This is a genomic window from Pseudoalteromonas sp. SCQQ13 (assembly GCF_015864415.1).
GTDB lineage: Bacteria > Pseudomonadota > Gammaproteobacteria > Enterobacterales > Alteromonadaceae > Pseudoalteromonas > Pseudoalteromonas nigrifaciens.
This window is the reverse complement of sequence record NZ_JADYXG010000015.1, coordinates 1-23,363: the sequence shown is the minus strand read 5'-3', so window position 1 is coordinate 23,363 and position 23,363 is coordinate 1. Positions and strand designations below refer to the sequence as shown.

18 protein-coding genes and 1 tRNA gene are annotated in these 23,363 nt (G+C 42.8%); 15 read left to right on the top strand and 4 right to left on the bottom strand.

Going from position 1 to position 23,363, the window contains the following annotated elements; genetic code table 11:
• Positions 1 to 13: 13 nt before the first annotated feature.
• From I6F41_RS12675 to cysG, 4 genes are read right to left on the bottom strand one after another with little or no spacing between them, the layout of a single operon-like run.
• Positions 14 to 1,738: an SLC13 family permease gene (locus I6F41_RS12675; RefSeq protein WP_011326928.1), complete on the bottom strand. Its 1,725-nt coding sequence runs from the start codon at positions 1,736 to 1,738 to the stop codon at positions 14 to 16.
• A gap of 31 nt (positions 1,739 to 1,769) precedes the next feature.
• Positions 1,770 to 3,194 (bottom strand): sulfate adenylyltransferase subunit CysN, encoded by a 1,425-nt coding sequence (cysN, locus tag I6F41_RS12670; RefSeq protein ID WP_011326929.1) that lies wholly within the window; start codon positions 3,192 to 3,194, stop codon positions 1,770 to 1,772.
• A complete protein-coding gene (gene cysD, locus I6F41_RS12665) occupies positions 3,194 to 4,093 on the bottom strand; it encodes a sulfate adenylyltransferase subunit CysD (protein ID WP_011326930.1) in 900 nt (299 codons plus the stop codon). Before cysD ends, cysN begins: the two co-directional genes overlap by 1 nt.
• 55 nt (positions 4,094 to 4,148) lie before the next feature.
• Positions 4,149 to 5,570 carry a siroheme synthase CysG gene (cysG, locus tag I6F41_RS12660; protein WP_182677334.1) on the bottom strand — a complete coding sequence of 474 codons (1,422 nt, stop codon included), beginning with the start codon at positions 5,568 to 5,570 and terminating at the stop codon, positions 4,149 to 4,151.
• 267 nt (positions 5,571 to 5,837) lie between these two features.
• Here cysG and deoC point away from each other — a divergent pair, with 267 nt between their 5' ends.
• The 15 genes from deoC to I6F41_RS12585 all read left to right on the top strand — a co-directional run.
• A complete protein-coding gene (gene deoC / locus I6F41_RS12655) occupies positions 5,838 to 6,584 on the top strand; it encodes a deoxyribose-phosphate aldolase (RefSeq protein WP_086995174.1) in 747 nt (248 codons plus the stop codon).
• Entirely contained in the window at positions 6,574 to 7,074 is a 501-nt protein-coding gene (locus tag I6F41_RS12650; protein ID WP_089367604.1) for a hypothetical protein, read from the top strand. The genes deoC and I6F41_RS12650 overlap by 11 nt, the downstream gene beginning before the upstream one ends.
• Before the next feature lie 175 nt (positions 7,075 to 7,249).
• A tRNA-Trp gene (locus tag I6F41_RS12645) sits at positions 7,250 to 7,326 on the top strand.
• 132 nt (positions 7,327 to 7,458) lie between these two features.
• Positions 7,459 to 7,836, top strand: a complete 378-nt coding sequence (secE, locus tag I6F41_RS12640) for a preprotein translocase subunit SecE (RefSeq protein WP_011326934.1) — start codon at positions 7,459 to 7,461, stop codon at positions 7,834 to 7,836.
• Positions 7,837 to 7,840: 4 nt separating this feature from the next.
• Positions 7,841 to 8,398: a transcription termination/antitermination protein NusG gene (nusG, locus tag I6F41_RS12635; protein WP_011326935.1), complete on the top strand. Its 558-nt coding sequence runs from the start codon at positions 7,841 to 7,843 to the stop codon at positions 8,396 to 8,398.
• Positions 8,399 to 8,609: 211 nt separating this feature from the next.
• Complete coding sequence (gene rplK / locus I6F41_RS12630; RefSeq protein ID WP_011326936.1) at positions 8,610 to 9,038, top strand: 50S ribosomal protein L11; 429 nt, start codon at positions 8,610 to 8,612, stop codon at positions 9,036 to 9,038.
• 4 nt (positions 9,039 to 9,042) lie between these two features.
• On the top strand, positions 9,043 to 9,747 hold the full coding sequence (gene rplA / locus I6F41_RS12625; RefSeq protein ID WP_011326937.1) for a 50S ribosomal protein L1: 705 nt from the start codon (positions 9,043 to 9,045) through the stop codon (positions 9,745 to 9,747).
• A 322-nt stretch (positions 9,748 to 10,069) separates the two neighbouring features.
• Positions 10,070 to 10,564 (top strand): 50S ribosomal protein L10, encoded by a 495-nt coding sequence (rplJ, locus tag I6F41_RS12620; RefSeq protein ID WP_011326938.1) that lies wholly within the window; start codon positions 10,070 to 10,072, stop codon positions 10,562 to 10,564.
• Between the two features lie 74 nt (positions 10,565 to 10,638).
• A complete protein-coding gene (gene rplL, locus I6F41_RS12615) occupies positions 10,639 to 11,001 on the top strand; it encodes a 50S ribosomal protein L7/L12 (protein ID WP_011326939.1) in 363 nt (120 codons plus the stop codon).
• A gap of 270 nt (positions 11,002 to 11,271) precedes the next feature.
• Positions 11,272 to 15,297, top strand: a complete 4,026-nt coding sequence (rpoB, locus tag I6F41_RS12610; RefSeq protein ID WP_086995185.1) for a DNA-directed RNA polymerase subunit beta — start codon at positions 11,272 to 11,274, stop codon at positions 15,295 to 15,297.
• Positions 15,298 to 15,401: 104 nt separating this feature from the next.
• Positions 15,402 to 19,574: a DNA-directed RNA polymerase subunit beta' gene (rpoC, locus tag I6F41_RS12605; protein ID WP_011326941.1), complete on the top strand. Its 4,173-nt coding sequence runs from the start codon at positions 15,402 to 15,404 to the stop codon at positions 19,572 to 19,574.
• Positions 19,575 to 19,766: 192 nt separating this feature from the next.
• Positions 19,767 to 20,141 carry a 30S ribosomal protein S12 gene (gene rpsL / locus I6F41_RS12600; protein WP_008165517.1) on the top strand — a complete coding sequence of 125 codons (375 nt, stop codon included), beginning with the start codon at positions 19,767 to 19,769 and terminating at the stop codon, positions 20,139 to 20,141.
• Positions 20,142 to 20,239: 98 nt separating this feature from the next.
• Positions 20,240 to 20,710 (top strand): 30S ribosomal protein S7, encoded by a 471-nt coding sequence (rpsG, locus tag I6F41_RS12595; protein WP_011326942.1) that lies wholly within the window; start codon positions 20,240 to 20,242, stop codon positions 20,708 to 20,710.
• Between the two features lie 27 nt (positions 20,711 to 20,737).
• On the top strand, positions 20,738 to 22,852 hold the full coding sequence (gene fusA / locus I6F41_RS12590; RefSeq protein ID WP_011326943.1) for an elongation factor G: 2,115 nt from the start codon (positions 20,738 to 20,740) through the stop codon (positions 22,850 to 22,852).
• A gap of 62 nt (positions 22,853 to 22,914) precedes the next feature.
• On the top strand, positions 22,915 to 23,363 hold a 449-nt coding region (locus I6F41_RS12585), incomplete at its 3' end, for a GTP-binding protein (protein WP_197108533.1).

Sequence of the window (23,363 nt, the reverse complement as noted above, 5' to 3'; positions counted from 1 at the left end):
GTGCGTGCCGGTATTAAAACGGAAATACTAGCGGGATCAAGGTTAATACTGTTATTGAATAAATAATAGAAAGGGGCAAGCCCATCACTACATAATCTTTTAAACGATAGTTACCCGCGCTGTAAACCATAAGGTTAGTTTGATACCCAAACGGCGATATAAAACTTGCTGATGCGCCAAACGCAACCGCCATAATAAATGGCAGTGGGTCTACGTTAAAGCCAACGGCAAGTGAATAGGCAACCGGAAACGACAATGCTGCAGCGGCGTTATTGGTTATCAGCTCGGTAAATAATACTGTCATTAAAAATATTGCGATAAAGGCGCTGTATGGGCCAAAGTCGCCAAGTACTACAAACATAGCCGCCGATATTTGCCCAGCAAGTCCGGTGCCTATCATTAGTTTTGCTAAGCCTATGGCGCTGCCTACTACGGCGAGTAACTCAATAGGAAAGCGACGTTTTACTTCGCTAAGCTTAATAGTACCGCAAAGCATAAAGCCAATCAGTAATACTAATAAGCCTTTAACTAGCGGCACTAAGCCAATAATACTTAAGCCCAGTACAGCGGCAAAGCTTAGCAGCACAATGTTTGACTGTTTAGGCGCTAGGTGAGTTTGTAAATCAAACCCCGATATATACACAAATTCGCGCTTTAAATTAGGCAAGCTGTAAAAATTTTTACCCGGGGCGAGTATTAGTGAGTCGCCTGCTTGTAAACGCACTTGCCCTAAACCACCTTGCAGGCGATCGTGGCCGCGGCGAATAGCAATAACGGCCGCATGAAACTGCTCTCTAAAGCGGGCTTCTTTTACGGTTTTACCAATAAATTTTGAAGACTGACTTACAACAACTTCTACTAAGTGTTCTATGTCTTTTTGATGATTGTCGTGCACTACTTTTAAACCATCGAAACGCGTAAGTAGGGGGACTGATTTTATATCGCCCACAAAAAGTAATATGTCGTTTTGTTTAATTATTTGCTGTGGCGTGACCGCACAAATACGTTGGTTATCGCGAATTATTTCGCCTAAAAATAAGTCTTTAAGTTCACGCAGGCCATTTTCTTCTACGGTGCGACCAATTAGCTTTGAACCGGCTTGTACTTTACCTTCAAGATAAAAAGGCACGACTTCTTGGTCGCTTTTACCGTTGTCGGGTAAGTATTTTAACATGACTAAAATAGTGATTAAGCCCACGCTTAATGCGCCCAAACCTACTAAGGTAAAGTCAAAAAATCCCAGTGGTGCCATGCCCGCATCTACGGCAAAACCATTTACTATTAAGTTGGTTGATGTGCCAATAAGGGTAATAGTGCCGCCTAAAATAGCGGTGTACGATAGCGGTAATAATAACTTTGATGGCGAGTGATTGGGGTTGTCTTTTATCGCGGTAATTAAGGAAGCAACCACGGCGGTGTTATTGGTAAACGACGATAAAAACGCGGTCGAAAGTCCCAATTTAGTCACTGATTTAACTAAACTACCACTCGATAGCGATTGCGCTAATTTTTGAATAAGGGTGGTTTTTTCAATCGCAATTGACACTAATATTAATAACACCAAAGTAATTAGCGACGGGTTAGTATAATTAACTAACATGCTTTCTAAATCTATTAGCCCTGCTAAGTAGCTGCTGCCAATGGCTCCCACAAATAGCCATGCAGGATTAAGCCGAGTGCCAAAAAGGCACCCGACTAAAGTAAGCATAATGCCTGTTAAAATGAGCTGATCTACCATGCTTTATATCCTATAACAGGCTCAAAAAGTATTATAACTTTGATATATCAAGCGCTTGCCAATGCGGAAAGTGCTTGCGTACTAAAGTGTTAAACTCAACTTCAAAAGCACTAAAGTTACTTTGCTGCGCTTGGCTTTGCAGTACTTGCTCTATCATACCGGCTGCAATAGTTAAGTTAGATAAGCGATCGATAAGTATAAACGAGCCGGTTTCGTGATTACTGTGATACTCATCAGCCAAAATAGTTTCGCTAAGTTCTAGCGTTACAATAGCGATTTCGTTTAACTGTAGAGTGTCGCTGCTACCATGCTCTAAGGTATTTACATCGATAGTGTGATCAATCTTAGTAACTTGAGCAGAGGTGTTTTTGCTACCAAGTTTAAAGTTATAGCTTTTACCTAGTTGCAGCGGCGTTTCGTGCATCCATACTAATTTAGCTTGTAGCTGGTTGGTAACTATTGCCGTAGAGCTTGCTGGTACAATGACATCGCCTCGGCTAATATCAATTTCGCTATTTAGCGTAACGGTAATTGCTTGGCCAGCTTGTGCACTGTCTAGGTTGCCATCAAAGGTAACAATTTCTTTAATGCTAGAAGTTTTGCCCGATGGTAATACTTTTATTGCATCGCCCACTTGTAACTTGCCTGAGGCTAGCGTGCCCTGAAAACCACGAAAGTTTAAGTTAGGGCGCGCCACATATTGCACCGGTAAACGTGCTTCAAAGTCAGTGTCGATTTGCGCTGCTGGCGAGTCTTCTAATAACTCTAGCAATGGTTTATCGGTGTAGTAAGGCGTATGTACAGAACGAGTAACTACGTTATCGCCTTTAAGCGCCGACATAGGTACAAATTTAATGTTACTTACATTAAGTTGCTCGGCAAATTTTAAGTAATCAGCTTTAATTTTTTCATAAACAGTTTCGTCAAAATCAACGATATCCATTTTATTAATAGCCACAACAAATTGCTTAATACCAAGCGAGTCACAAATAAAGCTGTGACGTTTAGTTTGTACTTGCACGCCGTAACGTGCATCCACCAAAATAATGGCCACATCGCTGGTTGATGCACCCGTTACCATGTTGCGCGTGTACTGCTCGTGCCCTGGGGTATCGGCAATAATAAACTTGCGCTTAGCGGTCGAGAAGTAACGGTACGCTACGTCAATGGTTATGCCTTGCTCACGCTCAGCTTGTAGGCCATCAACAAGTAATGCTAAATCAAGGTCATCACCTGCGTTACCTACTTTTTCGTTATCTTTATGTAGTGCTGCTAACTGATCTTCATAAATTTGGTGGCTGTCGTGCAGTAGGCGGCCAATGAGTGTTGATTTACCGTCATCTACACTGCCACAGGTAAGCATGCGTAATAAGCTTTTGTCTTGCTGACGTGCTAGGTAAGCGTCTATACCGATTGCTTTTACTTCGTTAAATGTGTCGTTATTTTGATTAGCCATTAGAAATACCCTTCACGTTTTTTCTTTTCCATTGAGCCTGCCGAGTCATGGTCAATAACCCGACCTTCACGTTCAGATGACGTAGATAGCAGCATTTCTTCAATAATTTCGGTTAATGAGCTGGCCGTTGATTCCACTGCACCGGTAAGTGGATAGCAGCCTAAAGTCCGAAAACGTACCGACTTCATCATTGGCACTTCACCCTCCAAAAGTGGCATACGCTCATCGTCAACCATAATTAGGGTGCCGTCGCGATCAACCACTGGGCGCTCTTTAGCTAGATACAAAGGCACCATGTCGATGTTTTCTTGATAAATATATTGCCAAATATCCAACTCGGTCCAGTTAGACAGAGGGAATACACGAATACTTTCACCTGGATTTACTTGGCTGTTGTACGTATTCCAAAGCTCTGGGCGTTGGTTTTTAGGATCCCAGCGGTGGTGCTTATCGCGAAATGAATAAACACGTTCTTTAGCGCGTGACTTTTCTTCGTCGCGGCGTGCGCCACCAAAGGCGGCATCAAAGCCATATTTGTCGAGTGCTTGCTTTAAACCTTGAGTTTTCATTATATCGGTATGTTTACCAGAGCCATGCTCGAATGGGCTTATACCAATTTCCATGCCTTCTGGGTTTTTATGCACTAGTAGCTCAAAGCCGTATTCTTTGGCAATACGGTCACGAAATTCAATCATTTCGCTAAACTTCCAATTAGTGTCTACGTGTAATAACGGAAACGGAATTTTTGCAGGGTAAAATGCTTTACGCGCTAAGTGCAAAAGTACCGACGAATCTTTACCAATTGAGTAAAGCATTACTGGGTTCTCAAACTCAGCGGCGACTTCGCGCATGATTTTGATACTTTCAGCTTCAAGCTGCTGAAGGTGAGTTAAAGCCATTGTTAGTCGTCCTACTAAAATAATTAAAAGTTAAAATCTAATAAATGTATAAAGCTTATGCCACATCGGTAAGTGGTTGCGCAAAACTGCTAGTTTGCGCTTTGGCACCAAACCAATGTAACTCTTGGTGCAAGGATGCTACTTCGCCAATAATAAGCAGCGCAGGAGAAACCACACTGTTACGCGTAATTAAATCGGCAAGCTCGCCCAGCTTTCCAGTAATTACGCGTTGATTTTTACGGGTGCCGTTTTCAATAATGGCAACGGGTGTATTGGCGTTGCGGCCATGCTTTAAAAGCTCAGCTTGTATATGTGGCGACTTTATCACGCCCATATAAATAGCTAAGGTTTGATTTGGTTTAGCCAGCGATTGCCAATCGAGTTCTTGGCCGTCTTTTTTACAATGCCCGGTTACAAACTGAATCGCTTGTGCGTGGTCACGATGGGTAAGCGGAATACCCGCATAGGCACTGCATCCTGCAGCGGCAGTTATACCAGGTACAATTTGATAATTTACCTTGTTAGCCGCAAGTACTTGTACTTCTTCGCCACCACGACCATAAATAAACGGATCGCCACCTTTAATACGGCATACTTTTTTACCTTGCTTGGCTAAATCGACCAGCATTTGGTTAGTGTCTTGCTGCGCTACGCTGTGATCGCCTAAACGCTTGCCTACACAAATAAGGTCGGCATCGCGGCGCACTAACTCCATGATCTCGTCAGACACTAAATAGTCATAAACCACTACATCGGCTTGTTGCATAAGTTGCAGTGCCTTAAGTGTCAGCAATTCAGGATCGCCAGGGCCTGCACCTACTACATAAACCTCGCCTTCGGGCTCGGCTTTAGCATTTAGCATGTGTTCTAACTGTTGCTCTGCGGCTTGGGTGTCGCCGGTTTGTACTTTACTAACAACAGATGAGTCGAATACGCCTTCCCAAAACTGGCGACGATCGGCAAAGTGCTTAAAGCGTTGTTTTACTTTGCTTCTAAAGCCACCCACAAGCGTTGCCAGCGGGCCAATATGTTGCGGTATTAGGGTTTCTAGTTTTTCGCGTAAACGGCGCGCTAATACCGGGGCAGTGCCTGCGCTGGATATAGCAATTGTGATTGGGTTGCGATCGACAATCGATGGAAATATAAAGGTGCACTTAGGCTGATCGTCAACTACATTAACAAAAATGTTATGAGCATTAGCCAGTTCAAACACTTGGCTATTTACATGTTCCAAATCAGTAGCAGCAATTACCAGCATCATATTTTTTAAATGTTGCTCGTTAAAGTACTCATGTATAAGCGTTACTTTATTTTCGCTAGCAAGTTCAATGAGCTGTTGGCAAAATTTGGGAGCGACTAAAGTAATACTGGCACGCGCTTTTAAAAGCGCGCTGCATTTGCGCAACGCAACATCTCCACCGCCAACAACCAATACAGGTTTGTTGTCGAGTTTGGTAAAGATAGGTAAATACTGCACGTTAATCACACCCCTAAAATAAATGGCTCGTTTAGCCTGATAGCCACAATATAGCGCCACATAGTAAGTAAAAAATAATTAAAACCCACTCGTTATAACTAAAAGTTATAACGAGTGGGTTTTTAAGGCCGAAATCTTAATTAGTAAGGCTTTGCGGTCGGTTGCATGTAAAACTAAGGGCTTAGAGTGTTTGGTTATGAGCTATAGCAAGTTTAGGTTACTATAATTACAGGTATTAAATCACGGTATAAATATGATGAGGTTACTATGATTAAACAACAAAAAGAGGCTGCTTTGGCTGTCGCCTTAATGGATTTAACCAGCTTAAATAGCAACGATGATAGTGCCGCTATTAATACGTTAGTGAACAGCATTAACCCTAAATTAGGCACGCCCGCTGCAGTATGTGTTTACAGTGATTTTGTAGCAGAAGCAAAAATAGCCTTAGCTACCAGAGAGCTAAGCCATATAAAAGTAGCCACAGTAACTAACTTTCCAACGGGTGACGCACCTTTAAATACCGTAATAAACGAAACACTAATTGCCATAGAGCGCGGTGCAGATGAAATTGATTTAGTTATTCCATATAAAGCGCTAATAGCGGGTGATAAAAGCCGTGTGCTTAAGTATGTTACCGAGAGCAAAAAAGTCTGTGGGTCGCGCGCTCTACTTAAAGTTATTATAGAAAGCGGCGAGTTACAAACACCCGATTTAATCGCATCAGCCACATTATTAGCTATTAAAGGCGGTGCCGACTTTGTAAAAACCAGTACCGGTAAGGTCGCCGTTAATGCCACGCTTGATGCGACAAAAACTATACTCAATACCATTAAAGAATCGGGCAAGCTAGTTGGCTTTAAAGCGGCGGGAGGAGTTAAAACAGTTGCAGATGCGAGCGATTACTTAACCCTTGCAAGCACTATTATGGGTAATGACTACTTACAAGCAAATACCTTTAGATTTGGCGCATCAAGTTTATTAACTAATGTGTACGCGGTATTAAATGAAGCGTGATAGCGAACAAGAAAAACAACAGTTAGAGCACGAGGCAGCGAGGTTGTTTTTACGTTGTTATGAGCAGCAATATGGCATTCATATGCGCCATATTTGGCATAATGAGCCCAATAAGCCCGACGTTAGCTGCTACAAAGGCGATCAGCAACTTGATATTGAAGTTGCGCATTTATATGCCAGTGAAACCGAAGCAATGGCAGTACTTGGCCGGCCACTGTCAATTCCAATGCAACGGGCATTGGCCGATATGGCGCAAGCCCCAAGTGAGCAAAGGTTACGCCTAGCGTTAGAGAGATTACTGGAGCAAAAAGCCACTAAATCTTATCATTCAGCGCGAACTTGGTTATTAATTCGCAATGCCAGCACTATTTGGCATAAAGCAGACTTTGATGCTCAGCTTAAAATGATTAGTGTGCCGCAAACGCATGCATTTGAGCAAATTTGGTTGCTATGCGATTTCTATCGTGGCGAGTTGGTACGTTTATTTTGATTTTTTTACGGTAACTCATTGCAGGAATGACTTTTTATTGCATAAATAAATATTAATTTAGCGAGTTAAGTGGTTAAATAATGCGGTGTGTAAATTAACGGTGAAGATTTTATCAGATGACAATCTTTACTCTTGTGTTAATGAACTGCGTAAGTATAATAGGCATCCACTTTGCAGGGGCGTAGTTCCAATTGGTAGAACAGCGGTCTCCAAAACCGACGGTTGGGAGTTCGAATCTCTCCGCCCCTGCCAATATTACTCGCGATGCGGGTAAGTCTGGGGTTAAAAATCGGTTTAAATAAGTCTGTTTTTAAGTTTAGATTTTAATGGATTAACCCTACCATAGCGTAGGGTTGTTGTGTCTGTAGTTAAGGTAATAATATTATGAGCACGAATGTAGAAACGCCATCAAGTGCGATGGAGTCAGTAAAGTGGTTAGTAGCAATAGTGCTACTTGCAGGCGCAGTTGTTGGTAATCACATGTTTGCAGATCAGTCTGTATTACTACGTGCGATTGGCGTTGTAGTTGCAATAGCAGCTGGTTTAGCAATTGCCTCGCAAACAGCTAAAGGACGTACTTTCCTTACTTTTGCTAAAGAAGCAAGAATTGAAGTGCGCAAAGTAATTTGGCCAACGCGTCAAGAAACTATCCACACGACATTAATTGTAATGGTTGCAACAGCGATAATGGCACTTATCCTTTGGGGATTAGATGGCATTTTATTCCGCGCTGTAGGCTTTTTAACTGGATTGGAGATCTGATCCCATGTCGGATGAGAACAACGAAATAAAGCTACGTTGGTACGTAGTACAGGCTTTCTCAGGTTATGAGAAGCGTGTTGCACAAACTATTTTAGAACACATTAAAATCAAAGGCCTTGAAGAGAGCTTTGGTGAGGTATTAGTACCAACAGAAGAAGTGATTGAGATGCGCGCTGGTCAAAAGCGTAAATCTGAGCGTAAGTTCTTCCCAGGTTACGTACTAATTCAAATGGATATGAACGATAAAAGCTGGCATTTAGTTAATAGCACAGAACGTGTTATGGGCTTTATTGGTGGTACGTCTGATCGTCCTGCACCAATTAGTGCCAAAGAAGCTGAGCGTATTCTTAATCGTTTACAAGAAAATGCTGAAGCACCTAAACCTGCTACCTTATTTGAACCAGGTGAAGTTGTTCGTGTTACTGACGGTCCATTTGCTGACTTTAGCGGTGTTGTTGAAGAAGTTGACTACGAAAAGAGCCGCGTTAAAGTGTCGGTACTTATTTTTGGTCGTTCTACACCGGTTGAACTTGAATTTGGTCAAGTTGAACAAGATAAGTAATTGATTAAAAAAGTGATGCTAATTTTTTTATAAAATTTGGCACGAAGCTTGAAAAAGGCCGCTGATTAACTTATAATCAGCGGCCTTTTTGTATTTGGGTAAATTAATTTTACGCTACAAAAAGTACGAAACAATTTTTTATATTGGGGAGCCGTTAGAGTACGCGTCCTCGCGCGCACAAGGCTGAGACCCACTTAATGAGGTATTTATAATGGCTAAAAAAGTTGAAGCTCTAATCAAGCTACAAGTTAATGCTGGTATGGCTAATCCTAGTCCACCAGTAGGTCCTGCACTAGGTCAACACGGTGTAAACATCATGGAATTCTGTAAAGCGTTTAACGCACGTACAGAGTCTATCGAAAAAGGCGCTCCAGTTCCTGTAGTGATCTCTGTTTACGGTGACCGTTCTTTTACGTTCGACATGAAAACTCCACCTGCAGCATACTTGCTACTTAAAGCAGCTGGCGTTAAATCAGGCTCAGGCCGTCCTAACACTGAAAAAGTAGGCACAGTAACTCGTGCTCAACTTGAAGAGATTGTTGAGACTAAACGAGCTGACCTTACAGCTTCTGATTTAGAAGCTGCGGTTCGCACTATCGCAGGATCTGCTCGTGCGATGGGCTTGAGCGTAGAGGACTAAGAATATGGCTAAATTAACTAAACGTATGCGTACTATCCGCGAAAAAGTGGAAGTAACTAAAGATTACGAAATCAACGAAGCGATCGCGCTTTTAAAAGAGTTAGCGACAGCTAAGTTTGTAGAAAGTGTTGACGTTGCTGTTAACCTTGGTATCGATGCTCGTAAATCTGATCAAAACGTTCGTGGTGCAACTGTATTACCTAACGGTACTGGTCGTGACGTTCGCGTTGCAGTATTCACACAAGGCGCTAACGCAGAAGCTGCGAAAGAAGCCGGTGCAGAATTAGTAGGTATGGAAGATCTTGCTGAGCTAGTTAAAAAAGGCGAGATGAACTTTGACGTTGTTGTTGCATCACCAGACGCTATGCGTGTTGTTGGTCAACTAGGTCAAATCTTAGGCCCACGTGGTCTAATGCCAAACCCTAAGACTGGTACAGTAACACCTAACGTTGCTGAAGCAGTTAAAAATGCAAAAGCGGGTCAAGTACGTTACCGTAATGACAAAAATGGCATCATCCATACTACTATTGGTAAGGTTGATTTCACTGCTGAGCAATTACAACAAAACCTTGAGTCACTAATTGTTGCGCTTAAGAAGGCTAAACCTTCTCAAGCTAAAGGTGTTTACGTGAAGAAAGTAAGCATCTCTACAACAATGGGCGCAGGCGTTGCTGTTGACCAAAACACGTTAAGCACTACTGTAGCTTAATCGGTGTTTACATGGCGTGAAATTTGTACTATAATTTCGCGCCATTTTGTTGATTAATTCGTTTTTCAGCAAAGTAAAGAATTCGGGTTGAAGTCCATAATTTCGTTGCACCTTAGGGTAAAGCGATAAATTGGACTTCCGTCCAAGACCGTAGGTGGCTTCGGCCTTAATACTCACCTACGTAGACGGTGTAGACCCCAGATAGATTTTTCCTAATCCTTCTGGCTCTCGCCGTAAAAAGCATCTCTATCTTGTTTGATAGGGAAGAGTAGAACAGGGGACACCGAGTGTCGGTAACCCCATTAAACCAGGAGTAACACCCATGGCTTTAAATCTTCAAGGCAAACAAGCAATAGTTGCTGAAGTCAACGAAGCAGCCAATGGTGCTCTATCTGCAGTTGTTGCAGATTCTCGTGGTGTAACAGTTGGCGCAATCACTGCCCTTCGTAAAGAAGCTCGTGCAAATGGTGTTTGGATGAAAGTTGTCCGTAACACTTTAGCAAAACGTGCTCTTGAAGGAACACAGTTTGAGTGCCTTTCTGATTCATTTGTTGGTCCAAGCTTAATCGCTTTCTCATCAGAGCACCCAGGTGCTGCTGCGCGTATCTTTTCTGCTTTTGCAAAAAAGAACGAGAAATTTGAGCTTAAAACGGCCGCTTTTGAAGGAAATGTTGTTGATGCAGCAATGCTTGCTACATTACCTACATACGACGAAGCTGTTGCACGCTTAATGAGCGCTATGAAAGAAGCGTCTGCTGGTAAATTGTGTAAAACAATTGAAGCAGTACGTGTACAGAAAGAAGAGCAAGCTGCTTAATTTTAAGCTGTTTAATCCCTTTCGGTGTAAAATTTATTTGGACTTAAAGTCCGTTAATTATTAGGAAATTTGAAATGTCTGTATCTAAAGACCAAATCCTTGACGCAATTGCTGAAATGTCAGTAATGGACGTTGTTGCTCTTATCGAAGCAATGGAAGAAAAATTCGGCGTAACTGCTGCTGCTGGTATGGTAGCTGGTCCAGCTGCTGAAGCAGTTGAAGAAAAGACTGAATTTGATGTAATCCTTACTGGCGCTGGCGCTAACAAGGTTTCTGCAATCAAAGCAGTTCGTAGCGCAACTGGCCTAGGCCTTAAAGAAGCGAAAGCTCTTGTTGAAGCTGCACCAACACCTGTTAAAGAAGGTATCTCTAAGGAAGAAGCTGAAGCTCTTGCTAAAGACCTTACTGAAGCTGGTGCTGAAGTTGAGGTTAAGTAATTTAGCTTTTGCTAAGTTCGCTGCCTGAGAAATCAGGCAAGGGCTGGTGATTATTTAATCACCGGCCTTTTTGCGCTATAGAGTGATGCACTCTTTTAGTTCAAATAAAATCTGGTTTTTTCTTTACTTTCAACGCTTTATAGTTTGCTAGTGTTAAAGTGGGACTAAATTAGAACAACAATCAAATGTTGTAAATCTTGGCATAGATGCCAGTTAAGTCTGTTCTTACAAGAACAGGTCGGGTCAAAGATCAGCAAGCTGAGGAACCCCATGGCTTACTCTTATTCTGAAAAGAAACGTATCCGTAAGGATTTTGGTAAACGTCCACAAGTTTTGGATATACCTTTCTTACTATCTACACAGTTAGAATCGTTTAAAAAATTCTTAGTGCCTGACGCTGATGGCGATCATGGTTTGGAAGCAGCCTTCCGTTCTGTGTTCCCAATTAAAAGCTACTCAGGAAATTCTGAGCTGCAATACGTAAGTTATCGTATTGGCGAGCCAGTTTTCGATGTAAAAGAATGTCAAATTCGCGGTGTGACTTATTCTGCTCCACTTCGCGTGAAATTGCGTCTTGTAGTTATGGACAAAGAAGCTCCAGGCACAGTTAAAGACATTAAAGAGCAAGAAGTTTACATGGGCGAAATTCCGCTCATGACCGATACCGGTACCTTTGTAATCAATGGTACAGAGCGTGTTATCGTTTCTCAGCTACACCGTAGCCCTGGTGTATTCTTTGATAACGACCGCGGTAAAACTCACTCATCGGGTAAAGTGTTATATAACGCACGTGTTATCCCATATCGTGGTTCATGGTTAGACTTTGAATTTGATGCAAAAGATAACTTATATGTACGTATTGACCGTCGTCGTAAATTACCGGCGTCTATTATCTTACGTGCACTTGAGTACTCGAGTGAAGACATTCTTGGTATTTTCTTCGACAACACTACGTTTGAAGTAACTGACGGTAAAGTTCTTATGGAACTGGTACCTTCACGTTTACGTGGTGAAACCGCCGCTTTTGATATTAAGAGCGAAGACGGTGAAGTGTTTGTTGAAAGTGGTCGTCGTGTTACGGCTCGCCATATCAAGAACATCGAGAAAAAAGGCATTAAGCAATTAGAAGTACCACATGAGTACATCATTGGTCGCGTATTAGCGAAAAACTATGTTGATGAGTCAACAGGTGAAGTTGTAGCTAATGCAAATGACGAGCTAACGCTTGAATTAATGGCTGAATTGGTTAAAGCCGGTCACACTAAAATTGATACGTTATATATCAATGAAGTGGACAGCGGTGCTTACATGTCAAATACATTGAACATTGACTCTTCAAGCAGCCGTTTAGAAGCATTAGTAGAAATTTATCGCATGATGCGCCCAGGCGAGCCACCGACGAAAGACGCGGCTGAAGCCTTATTCCAGAACTTGTTCTTCTCAGAAGAGCGCTATGACTTATCAACGGTAGGTCGTATGAAGTTCAATAGCCGTGTTGGTTACGATACCGATACAGGCCCAGGCACATTAAGCAAAGAAGACATCGTGTCGGTTATGAAAGTATTGATTGCTATTCGTAACGGTGTTGGCGATGTAGATGATATTGACCACTTAGGCAACCGTCGTATACGTAGTGTTGGCGAAATGGCTGAGAATCAATTCCGTGTAGGTTTAGTGCGTGTAGAACGTGCTGTACGTGAGCGTTTAAGCTTAGGTGACCTAGATGCGATAATGCCACAAGATCTTATTAACGCTAAGCCTATTTCGGCAGCGGTTAAAGAGTTCTTCGGCTCGTCTCAGTTATCACAGTTCATGGACCAAAATAACCCGCTATCAGAAGTAACGCATAAACGTCGTATTTCTGCATTAGGGCCGGGCGGTCTAACTCGTGAGCGCGCAGGCTTTGAAGTACGTGACGTTCACGTAACTCACTATGGTCGCGTATGTCCAATCGAGACTCCTGAGGGTCCAAACATCGGTCTAATTAACTCATTATCTACGTACGCACGTACTAATGATTATGGTTTCTTAGAAACACCTTACCGCAAAGTGGTAGACGGTGTTGTAACTGATGAAGTTGATTACCTATCAGCCATTGAAGAAGGTCAGTTTGTTATCGCACAGGCGAACTCAAACTTAACCGAAACCAATGAGTTTGTAGATGAACTTATTCCATGTCGTCACAAAGGTGAATCTACCTTTATGGGACGTATGGACCAGCAATATATGGATGTATCACCACAACAGGTGATCTCTGTAGCGGCAGCACTTATCCCGTTCCTAGAACACGATGATGCTAACCGTGCATTGATGGGTTCAAACATGCAACGTCAAGCAGTACCAACATTGAAAGCGGATAAGCCGTTAGTAGGTACTGGTATTGAGTTAACACTAGCGAAAGACTCTGGTGTTACTATCGTTGCAAAACGTGGTGGTGAAGTAATGTATTGTGACGCAAGTCGCATCGTTGTTAATGTACATGAAGAAGAACGCGTTCCAGGCGAAGCGGGCATCGACATTTACAACTTAACCAAATACACACGTTCTAACCAAAATACATGTATTAACCAAAAACCAACTTGTATGGTTGGCGAACCGGTTACTCGTGGCGATGTGTTAGCAGATGGTCCTTCGACTGACTTGGGCGACTTAGCTCTTGGTCAAAACTTGCGCGTGGCATTTATGCCATGGAATGGTTATAACTTCGAGGATTCAATCTTACTATCAGAGCGCGTAGTTGAAGAAGATCGTCTAACGACTATCCACATTCAAGAACTACAGTGTATTGCCCGTGATACTAAATTAGGTTCTGAAGAGATCACTGCAGATATCCCGAATGTGGGCGAATCTGCACTAGGCAAGCTTGATGAATCAGGCGTTGTTTATATTGGTGCTGAAGTTAAAAGCGGCGATATTCTAGTAGGTAAAGTGACTCCGAAAGGCGAAACGCAATTAACTCCTGAAGAGAAGCTACTACGAGCTATCTTCGGCGAAAAAGCGTCTGACGTTAAAGACAGCTCTTTACGTGTACCAAATTCTGTAACTGGTACTGTAATTGACGTGCAAGTTTTCACCCGTGATGGTGTTGAAAAAGATAAGCGTGCGTTAGAAGTTGAAGAAATGCAGCTTCGCGATGCGAAGAAAGACTTCAACGAAGAGTTCCGTATTCTAGAAGCTGGTGTATTAGACCGTGCGCGTAAGTTACTTATCGCAGCTGGCTTTGATGAAGACAAATTAGCGTTATTAAATGCTGAGAAGCTACTTACGCAAAGCCTTGCTGAAGAAGACAAGCAAGCTGAGCTTGAGCAATTAGCAGCCCAGTATGACGAGCTTAAAGCTGAATACGATAAGAAGTTTGAAAACAAACGTCGTAAAATCACTCAAGGCGATGACCTAGCACCTGGCGTACTTAAGATTGTTAAAGTATACCTAGCTGTTAAACGTTGTATCCAACCGGGTGATAAAATGGCGGGTCGTCATGGTAACAAAGGTGTTATCTCGACTATCGTACCAGTAGAAGATATGCCATACGATGATAAAGGTCGTACGGTAGATATCGTACTTAACCCACTGGGTGTACCATCACGTATGAACATCGGTCAGATCCTTGAAACACATATGGGTCTAGCTGCACGTGGTATTGGTGAACGCATTGAAGAAATGATGAAAGAGCAACGTGAGCTGCATGAGTTACGCGCCTTCATCAAGCAAGCCTACGAAATTGGCGAATCTCGTCAAGTAGTAGACATTGATAGCTTTACAGATGACGAAATTCGTCGTTTGGCTGAAAACTTAAAAGGTGGTTTACCAATAGCTACTCCAGCATTTGATGGCGCGAAAGAAAACGAAATCAAAGACATGCTAGAGCTTGCGGGCTACCCAAGAAGTGGTCAGGTTACACTTTATGATGGCCGTACTGGCGATCAGTTCGAACGTCAAGTAACCGTTGGTTACATGTACATGCTGAAACTGAATCACTTAGTTGATGACAAAATGCATGCGCGTTCTACTGGTTCTTATAGCCTTGTTACTCAGCAGCCGCTGGGTGGTAAAGCACAGTTCGGTGGCCAGCGTTTTGGTGAGATGGAAGTATGGGCACTTGAAGCTTACGGTGCTGCTTACACTCTACAAGAAATGCTAACAGTGAAATCGGATGACGTGAACGGTCGTACTAAGATGTATAAAAACATCGTTGATGGTAACCATAAAATGGAACCAGGTATGCCAGAATCGTTTAACGTATTGTTAAAAGAAATCCGCTCACTGGGTATCAACATCGAGTTGGAAGAAAATTAAGCCAATTAGATGCTGCAGTTAACGCTGCAGCATCTGTTACGGCCGAATAGAATGTAGGGACGAGACTACCCGTCCTCAAGATTAACTCCGACAGGAGAGCTAAGGTGAAAGACTTACTTAAGTTTCTGAAGCAACAAAATAAGACCGAAGAATTCGATGCAATTCGCATTGGTCTTGCTTCACCAGACATGGTTCGTTCGTGGTCATACGGTGAAGTAAAGAAACCTGAGACTATTAACTACCGTACTTTCAAGCCTGAGCGCGATGGCTTATTCTGTGCCCGTATTTTCGGCCCAGTGAAAGATTATGAATGCTTATGTGGTAAATATAAGCGTCTTAAACACCGCGGTGTGATCTGTGAGAAGTGTGGCGTTGAAGTTACACTCACTAAAGTGCGACGCGATCGTATGGGTCATATTGACCTTGCGAGCCCAGTTGCGCATATTTGGTTTTTAAAATCATTACCGTCACGTATCGGCTTAATGCTAGATATGACGCTTCGTGATATTGAACGTGTTCTTTACTTCGAATCATTCGTAGTAACTGAGCCTGGTATGACAACGCTTGAGCGTGGTCAGCTATTAGGTGAAGAAGAATACTTAGATGCACTTGAAGAGCATGGTGATGAATTTGAAGCTAAGATGGGTGCTGAAGCAGTTTTAGACTTGCTTCGTGAACTCGATCTTGCACAATTAATTGCTGAAATGCGTGAAGAGTTACCAACAATTAACTCTGAAACTAAGCGTAAAAAAATCACTAAACGTCTTAAGTTAATGGAATCGTTCCACCAATCAGGTAATAACCCTGAATGGATGATCATGACAGTACTTCCAGTATTGCCACCTGATCTACGCCCATTAGTACCACTAGACGGTGGTCGTTTTGCGACGTCTGATCTAAATGACCTTTACCGTCGTGTTATTAACCGTAATAACCGTCTTAAGCGTCTATTAGATTTAGCAGCACCAGATATTATCGTACGCAACGAAAAACGTATGTTACAAGAAGCGGTAGATGCGCTACTTGATAACGGTCGTCGTGGTCGTGCAATTACAGGTTCTAACAAACGTCCTCTTAAATCTCTTGCCGATATGATCAAGGGTAAGCAAGGTCGTTTCCGTCAGAACTTACTTGGTAAGCGTGTGGATTATTCAGGCCGTTCTGTAATTACAGTGGGTCCTACACTTAAGCTTCACCAATGTGGTCTTCCTAAGAAGATGGCACTTGAGCTATTCAAACCATTTATCTATGGCAAATTAGAGCGTCGCGGCATGGCTACGACAATCAAAGCTGCGAAGAAGATGGTTGAACGTGAAATGCCGGAAGTATGGGATGTGCTTGACGAAGTAATTCGTGAACATCCAGTATTACTTAACCGTGCACCAACACTTCACCGTTTGGGTATCCAAGCGTTTGAACCTGTGCTTATCGAAGGTAAAGCGATTCATTTGCATCCATTAGTATGTGCGGCCTACAACGCCGATTTCGATGGTGACCAAATGGCGGTACACGTACCGCTAACAATTGAAGCGCAGCTTGAAGCTCGTGCCTTAATGATGTCTACAAACAACATTCTATCTCCTGCGAATGGTGAGCCAATCATCGTTCCTTCACAGGATGTTGTATTGGGTCTTTATTACATGACTCGTGACCGTATTAACGCTAAAGGCGAAGGCGCGATATTTAAAGATCCAAAAGAAGCAGAAAAAGCATACCGTAGTGGCAATGCAGACCTTCACGCAATTGTGAAAGTACGTATTAGTCAATCAGTTAAAAACGAAAACGGCGTAGTAGAAGATACTATCACTGTTATTGATACAACTGTTGGTCGTGCAATTCTGTCGCTAATTTTACCAAAAGGCATGCCGTATGAGTCAATCAATCAGCCGCTAGGTAAAAAGCAGATTTCTGGCTTAATTAATGAGTGTTACCGTCGTCTTGGTCTTAAAGACACAGTTATGTTTGCTGACCAAATTATGTACACCGGTTTCCATTATGCAATGAAGTCAGGTGTTTCAATCGGTATTGATGACTTAGTTATCCCACCGGTTAAAGCGCAGATCATTGAATCAGCTGAAGCTGAAGTTACTGAAATCAACCAACAATTCCAATCAGGTCTTGTAACGGCTGGTGAAAAGTACAATAAAGTTATCGATATTTGGTCACGTGTAAATGAAAACTTATCACGTGAGATGATGTCTAACTTGTCGAAAGACACAGTTATTAATGCACAAGGTGAAGAAGTAGAGCAAGCGTCATTTAACTCAGTGTTTATGATGGCCGACTCAGGTGCTCGTGGTAGTGCTGCTCAGATCCGTCAGTTGGCGGGTATGCGTGGTCTAATGGCACGTCCAGATGGTTCAATCATCGAGACACCAATCACAGCTAACTTCCGTGAAGGTCTAAACGTACTTCAGTACTTCATCTCAACGCATGGTGCGCGTAAAGGTCTTGCCGATACAGCACTTAAAACAGCTAACTCTGGTTACCTAACGCGTCGTCTAGTAGACGTTGCACAAGATTTGGTAATCAATGAAGACGACTGTGGCACAGAAGATGGCTTAACAATGAAACCGCTTATTGAAGGTGGTGATGTTGTAGAAGCGCTTCGTGAACGTGTACTAGGTCGTGTTGTTGCTGAAGATATTGTTATTCCTGGTACTAATACAGTACTAGTTGAGCGTAACATTATGCTTGACGAAAAACTGTGTGACCTTTTAGAAGAGCACTCAGTAGATGAAGTTCGCGTACGTTCTGTTATCACGTGTGATAATGACTTTGGTGTTTGTGCTAACTGTTACGGTCGTGACCTAGCACGTGGCCATATCATCAACGCAGGTGAATCAGTAGGTGTTATCGCGGCACAATCAATTGGTGAGCCAGGTACACAGTTAACGATGCGTACATTCCACATCGGTGGTGCGGCATCTAGAGCGTCTGCTGAGAATAATGTACAAGTTAAAACTAACGGTACATTAAAGCTTCACAACGCTAAGTACGTATTAAATACAGACGGTAAGATTGCTATTATTTCGCGTTCTACGGAAATTACTATCATTGATAGTTATGGCCGTGAAAAAGAGCGTTATAAAGTACCTTACGGTGCAGTATTAACAGTACAAGACAATGCAGAAGTTCAAGGTAACGACATCGTTGCTACTTGGGACCCGCATAGTCACCCAATCGTACTTGAGCATAAGTCAAAAGTATCGTTCAGCGATATCGATGACTCGAATACTGAAACACAGACAGATGAACTAACCGGTTTAACCCGTATAGTTGTTAAAGATCTTTCTAAAGCGAATGCGAAAGAACCTAAGCTTATCATTGAAAGTGAAGAGCGCGGCTTACAAGAAACACGTCTACCTTCATTCACTACGATTGAAGTAGTTGACGGCACGACAGTAAACCCTGGTGACGTATTAGCACGTATTCCGCAAGAAGGTTCGAAAACTCGTGATATCACGGGTGGTCTACCACGCGTAGCCGATTTATTCGAAGCTCGTAAACCGAAAGAACCAGCTATTTTAGCTGAAGTTACCGGTACAATTAGCTTTGGTAAAGAGACTAAAGGTAAGAAGCGTTTAGTTATTACACCAGATGAAGGTGATCATTACGAAGAGATGATCCCTAAATGGCGTCAACTTAACGTGTTTGAAGGTGAACGAGTGTCTAAAGGTGAAGTTATCGCCGATGGTCCAGAATCACCGCATGACATCTTACGCTTACGTGGTGTGACTCATGTTGCTAACTACATTGTTAACGAAGTGCAAGAGGTTTACCGTTTGCAAGGCGTTAAGATCAATGACAAGCACATTGAAACTATTATTCGTCAAATGTTACGTAAATGTACCATTATGCACGGTGGTGATACTGACTTCTTAGCCGGTGAGCAAATTGAAGTGGCACGCGTTAATATCGCAAACCGCGACCTTGAAGCTCAAGGTAAGATCCCAGCTAAGTTTGAAATCCAGTTAATGGGTATCACAAAAGCATCACTAGCAACAGAATCTTTCATCTCTGCAGCCTCTTTCCAAGAGACAACACGTGTTTTAACCGACGCAGCAGTGAATGGTAAGAGCGATGAGTTACGCGGTCTGAAAGAAAACGTAATAGTGGGTCGTTTGATCCCAGCCGGTACCGGCTTTTCGTATCATCAAGAACGTATGGCTCGCCGTAAGCAAAGAAATGTAGTAGAAGAGCAGACTGTAAGTGCAGAAGAGGCAACTCAAGCGCTAACTGATGCTTTAAATGCGGATTTATCTGGAAATCAATAAACTAAACCAAATCAATAGATTAGGTTTTCGCAAGGTAGATATCTTCTACCTTGCGAGCGGTTTAGGTTGACAGGTCAATCTTTGCTCATTAAAATTCCGCCACCCATTTACCTGTGCGTTTAAAACAAACTTGTAAAAACGGGCGGATTTTTTATTTTTTCAGTAGTAATTCTAATTTCAGGAGCTATTTAAATGGCAACTATTAACCAGCTAGTGCGTAAGCCACGCCGTAGCAAGGTTACGAAAAGTAACTCAGCTGCGCTTAAAGCGTGTCCGCAAAAGCGCGGTGTATGTACTCGCGTATATACAACTACACCTAAGAAACCAAACTCGGCGTTACGTAAAGTAGCTCGTGTACGTTTAACTAACGGTTTCGAAGTAACTTCATACATTGGTGGTGAAGGTCATAACCTTCAAGAGCACAGTGTAATCCTAATCCGTGGTGGTCGTGTTAAAGATTTACCAGGTGTGCGTTTTCACACCGTTCGTGGTGCACTTGACTGTGCAGGCGTTAGCGATCGTCGCCAAGCTCGTTCTAAATACGGTACTAAACGCCCTAAAGGCTAATAGTTCTCCGTTAGTAAGGCCAAGCACTAAATATTTTTAATTATTGTTTTGGGTTATTGACTCGATAAGAGCAAACCTGAATAAACCGGAGATACAAAATGCCTAGAAGACGCGTAATAGGTCAACGTAAAATTCTTCCAGATCCTAAGTTCGGATCGGAGCTTCTTGCGAAATTCGTAAACATCGTAATGTTAGATGGCAAGAAATCTACTGCTGAAAAAATCGTTTATGGTGCGCTAAATGTGGCTGCTGAGAAATCAGGCAAGTCGCACCTAGAAATCTTTGAAACGGCACTTGATAATATCCGCCCACAGGTAGAAGTTAAATCTCGCCGTGTTGGTGGTTCAACTTACCAAGTACCAGTTGAAGTACGTCCAGTTCGTCGTAACGCATTAGGTATGCGTTGGTTAGTAGACGCTGCTCGTAAGCGTGGCGAAAAATCTATGGGCTTACGTTTAGCTCAAGAAATCGTTGACGCTGCTGACAACAAAGGCACTGCGGTTAAGAAACGTGAAGACGTTCACCGTATGGCTGAAGCGAATAAAGCATTCGCTCATTACCGTTGGTAATCTGCCCTTAACCTTTAAGAGGATTTTATGGCACGTACAACTCCACTTGAGCGCTATCGTAATATCGGTATTTGCGCTCACGTAGATGCAGGCAAAACCACCACAACAGAACGTATTCTGTTTTACACGGGTCTTTCTCATAAGATCGGTGAAACGCATGATGGTGCTGCAACTATGGACTGGATGGAGCAGGAACAAGAGCGTGGTATCACAATCACTTCTGCTGCAACTACGTGTTTCTGGAAAGGGATGGACGCTCAATTTGACGCTCATCGTATCAATATTATTGATACTCCAGGACACGTTGATTTCACTATCGAAGTAGAGCGTTCTTTACGCGTATTAGATGGTGCGGTAGTTGTTCTTTGTGCTTCATCTGGTGTACAGCCGCAAACTGAGACAGTTTGGCGTCAAGCGAACAAATACGAAGTTCCAAGAATGATCTTCGTAAACAAAATGGATCGCACAGGCGCTGACTTCTTTGCAGTTGTTGACCAGGTGAAATCTCGTCTTGGAGCAACGCCTGTTCCAATTCAGTTGCCAATAGGCGCTGAAGACGGCTTTAAAGGTGTTATTGACCTGATTAAGATGAAAGCTATTAACTGGAACGAAGCGGACCAGGGAATGACTTTCACTTATGAGGCAATACCGGCAGAACTTCAGGAATTAGCCGATGAATGGCGCTCTCATTTAGTTGAAAGTGCTGCTGAAGCTACTGAAGAACTAATGGATAAATACTTAGAGGGTGAAGAGTTAAGTGAAGCCGAAATAAAAGAAGCTTTACGCCAACGTACATTAGCAAACGACATTGTTCCTATGACGTGTGGTAGCGCATTTAAAAACAAAGGTGTTCAAGCAGTGCTTGATTGCGTTGTTGAATACATGCCTGCTCCTACGCAAGTGAAACAAATTCAAGGTATCCTAGAAGATGGTACCGAAGAAGAGCGTCCTGCTGATGATAAAGCGCCGTTTGCTGCACTTGCATTTAAAATTGCAACGGACCCGTTTGTTGGCACCTTAACTTTTTTCCGTGTTTACTCTGGTACTGTTAAACAGGGTGACGCGGTATACAACCCAGTTAAAAGTAAGCGTGAGCGTCTTGGTCGTATCGTACAGATGCATTCAAACTCACGTGAAGAGATCAAAGAAGTCTTCGCAGGCGACATCGCGGCGGCTATTGGTCTCAAAGACGTAACAACAGGTGAAACACTGTGTGATCCGAAATCCATTATTACGCTTGAGCGTATGGAATTTCCTGAACCAGTAATCTCTGTTGCGGTTGAGCCTCGCACAATCGCTGACCAAGATAAGATGGGGATCGCGCTGGGTAAACTAGCGGCTGAAGATCCATCTTTTCGTGTACAAACCGACGAAGAATCGGGTCAGATTATAATATCTGGCATGGGTGAACTTCACCTCGATATCCTCGTCGAACGTATGAAACGTGAATTCAGTGTTGAATGTAACGTTGGTAAGCCGCAGGTTGCATACCGAGAAGCTATCCGTTCAACTGTTAAAGTTGAAGGTAAGTTTATACGTCAATCAGGTGGTCGTGGTCAATATGGTCACGTCTGGCTTAAACTTGAACCGATGGATATTACGGATGACGAAGCACCAATTTACGAGTTCGTTAACGAAACTGTAGGTGGTTCTATTCCCAAAGAATACGTCCCTGCGGTAGACAAAGGCATCCAAGAGCAAATGTCTCAAGGTGTGCTGGCAGGCTACCCATTACTTGGCGTTAAAGCGACTTTATATGATGGTTCATTCCATGATGTAGACTCGAATGAAATGGCATTTAAAATAGCAGGTTCATTGGCAATGAAGCAAGGCGCGCTGCAAGCGAGCCCGGTACTTTTAGAGCCAGTAATGAAGGTTGAAGTACTCACTCCTGAAGCAAACATGGGTGATGTAGTTGGTGACTTAAACCGTCGCCGCGGCATGATCGAAGGCATGGAAGATGCATTAGGTGGACTGAAGCAAATTAATGCACAGGTTCCCCTTTCTGAAATGTTTGGTTATGCTACTGACTTACGATCTGCAACACAGGGTCGTGCTTCATACTCTATGGAGTTTTTGAAGTACGCCGAAGCATCGAAACATGTTGCAGAGACAATAATTTCAGCTCGCGCTGTAATATGATTTTTAGCTTGTTTAACTCAATAGTGAGTTAGACTTTAATTTCTTTATAGGAATTTTTTAAGATGGCAAAAGCAAAGTTTGAACGCGTAAAACCGCATGTAAACGTAGGTACAATCGGCCACGTTGACCACGGTAAAACTACACTAACTGCAGCAATCACTAACGTACTTGCAAAAGTATACGGCGGTGTTGCTAAAGATTTCGCATCAATCGATAACGCTCCAGAAGAGCGCGAACGTGGTATCACTATTTCAACGTCTCACGTTGAATACGATACACCTACACGTCACTACGCACACGTAGATTGTCCTGGTCACGCCGATTATGTTAAAAACATGATCACTGGTGCTGCTCAAATGGATGGCGCTATCTTAGTAGTTGCTGCGACTGATGGCCCTATGCCACAAACGCGTGAGCACATCCTACTTTCTCGTCAAGTTGGCGTTCCTTACATCATCGTGTTCATGAACAAATGTGACATGGTTGATGACGAAGAGCTACTTGAGCTAGT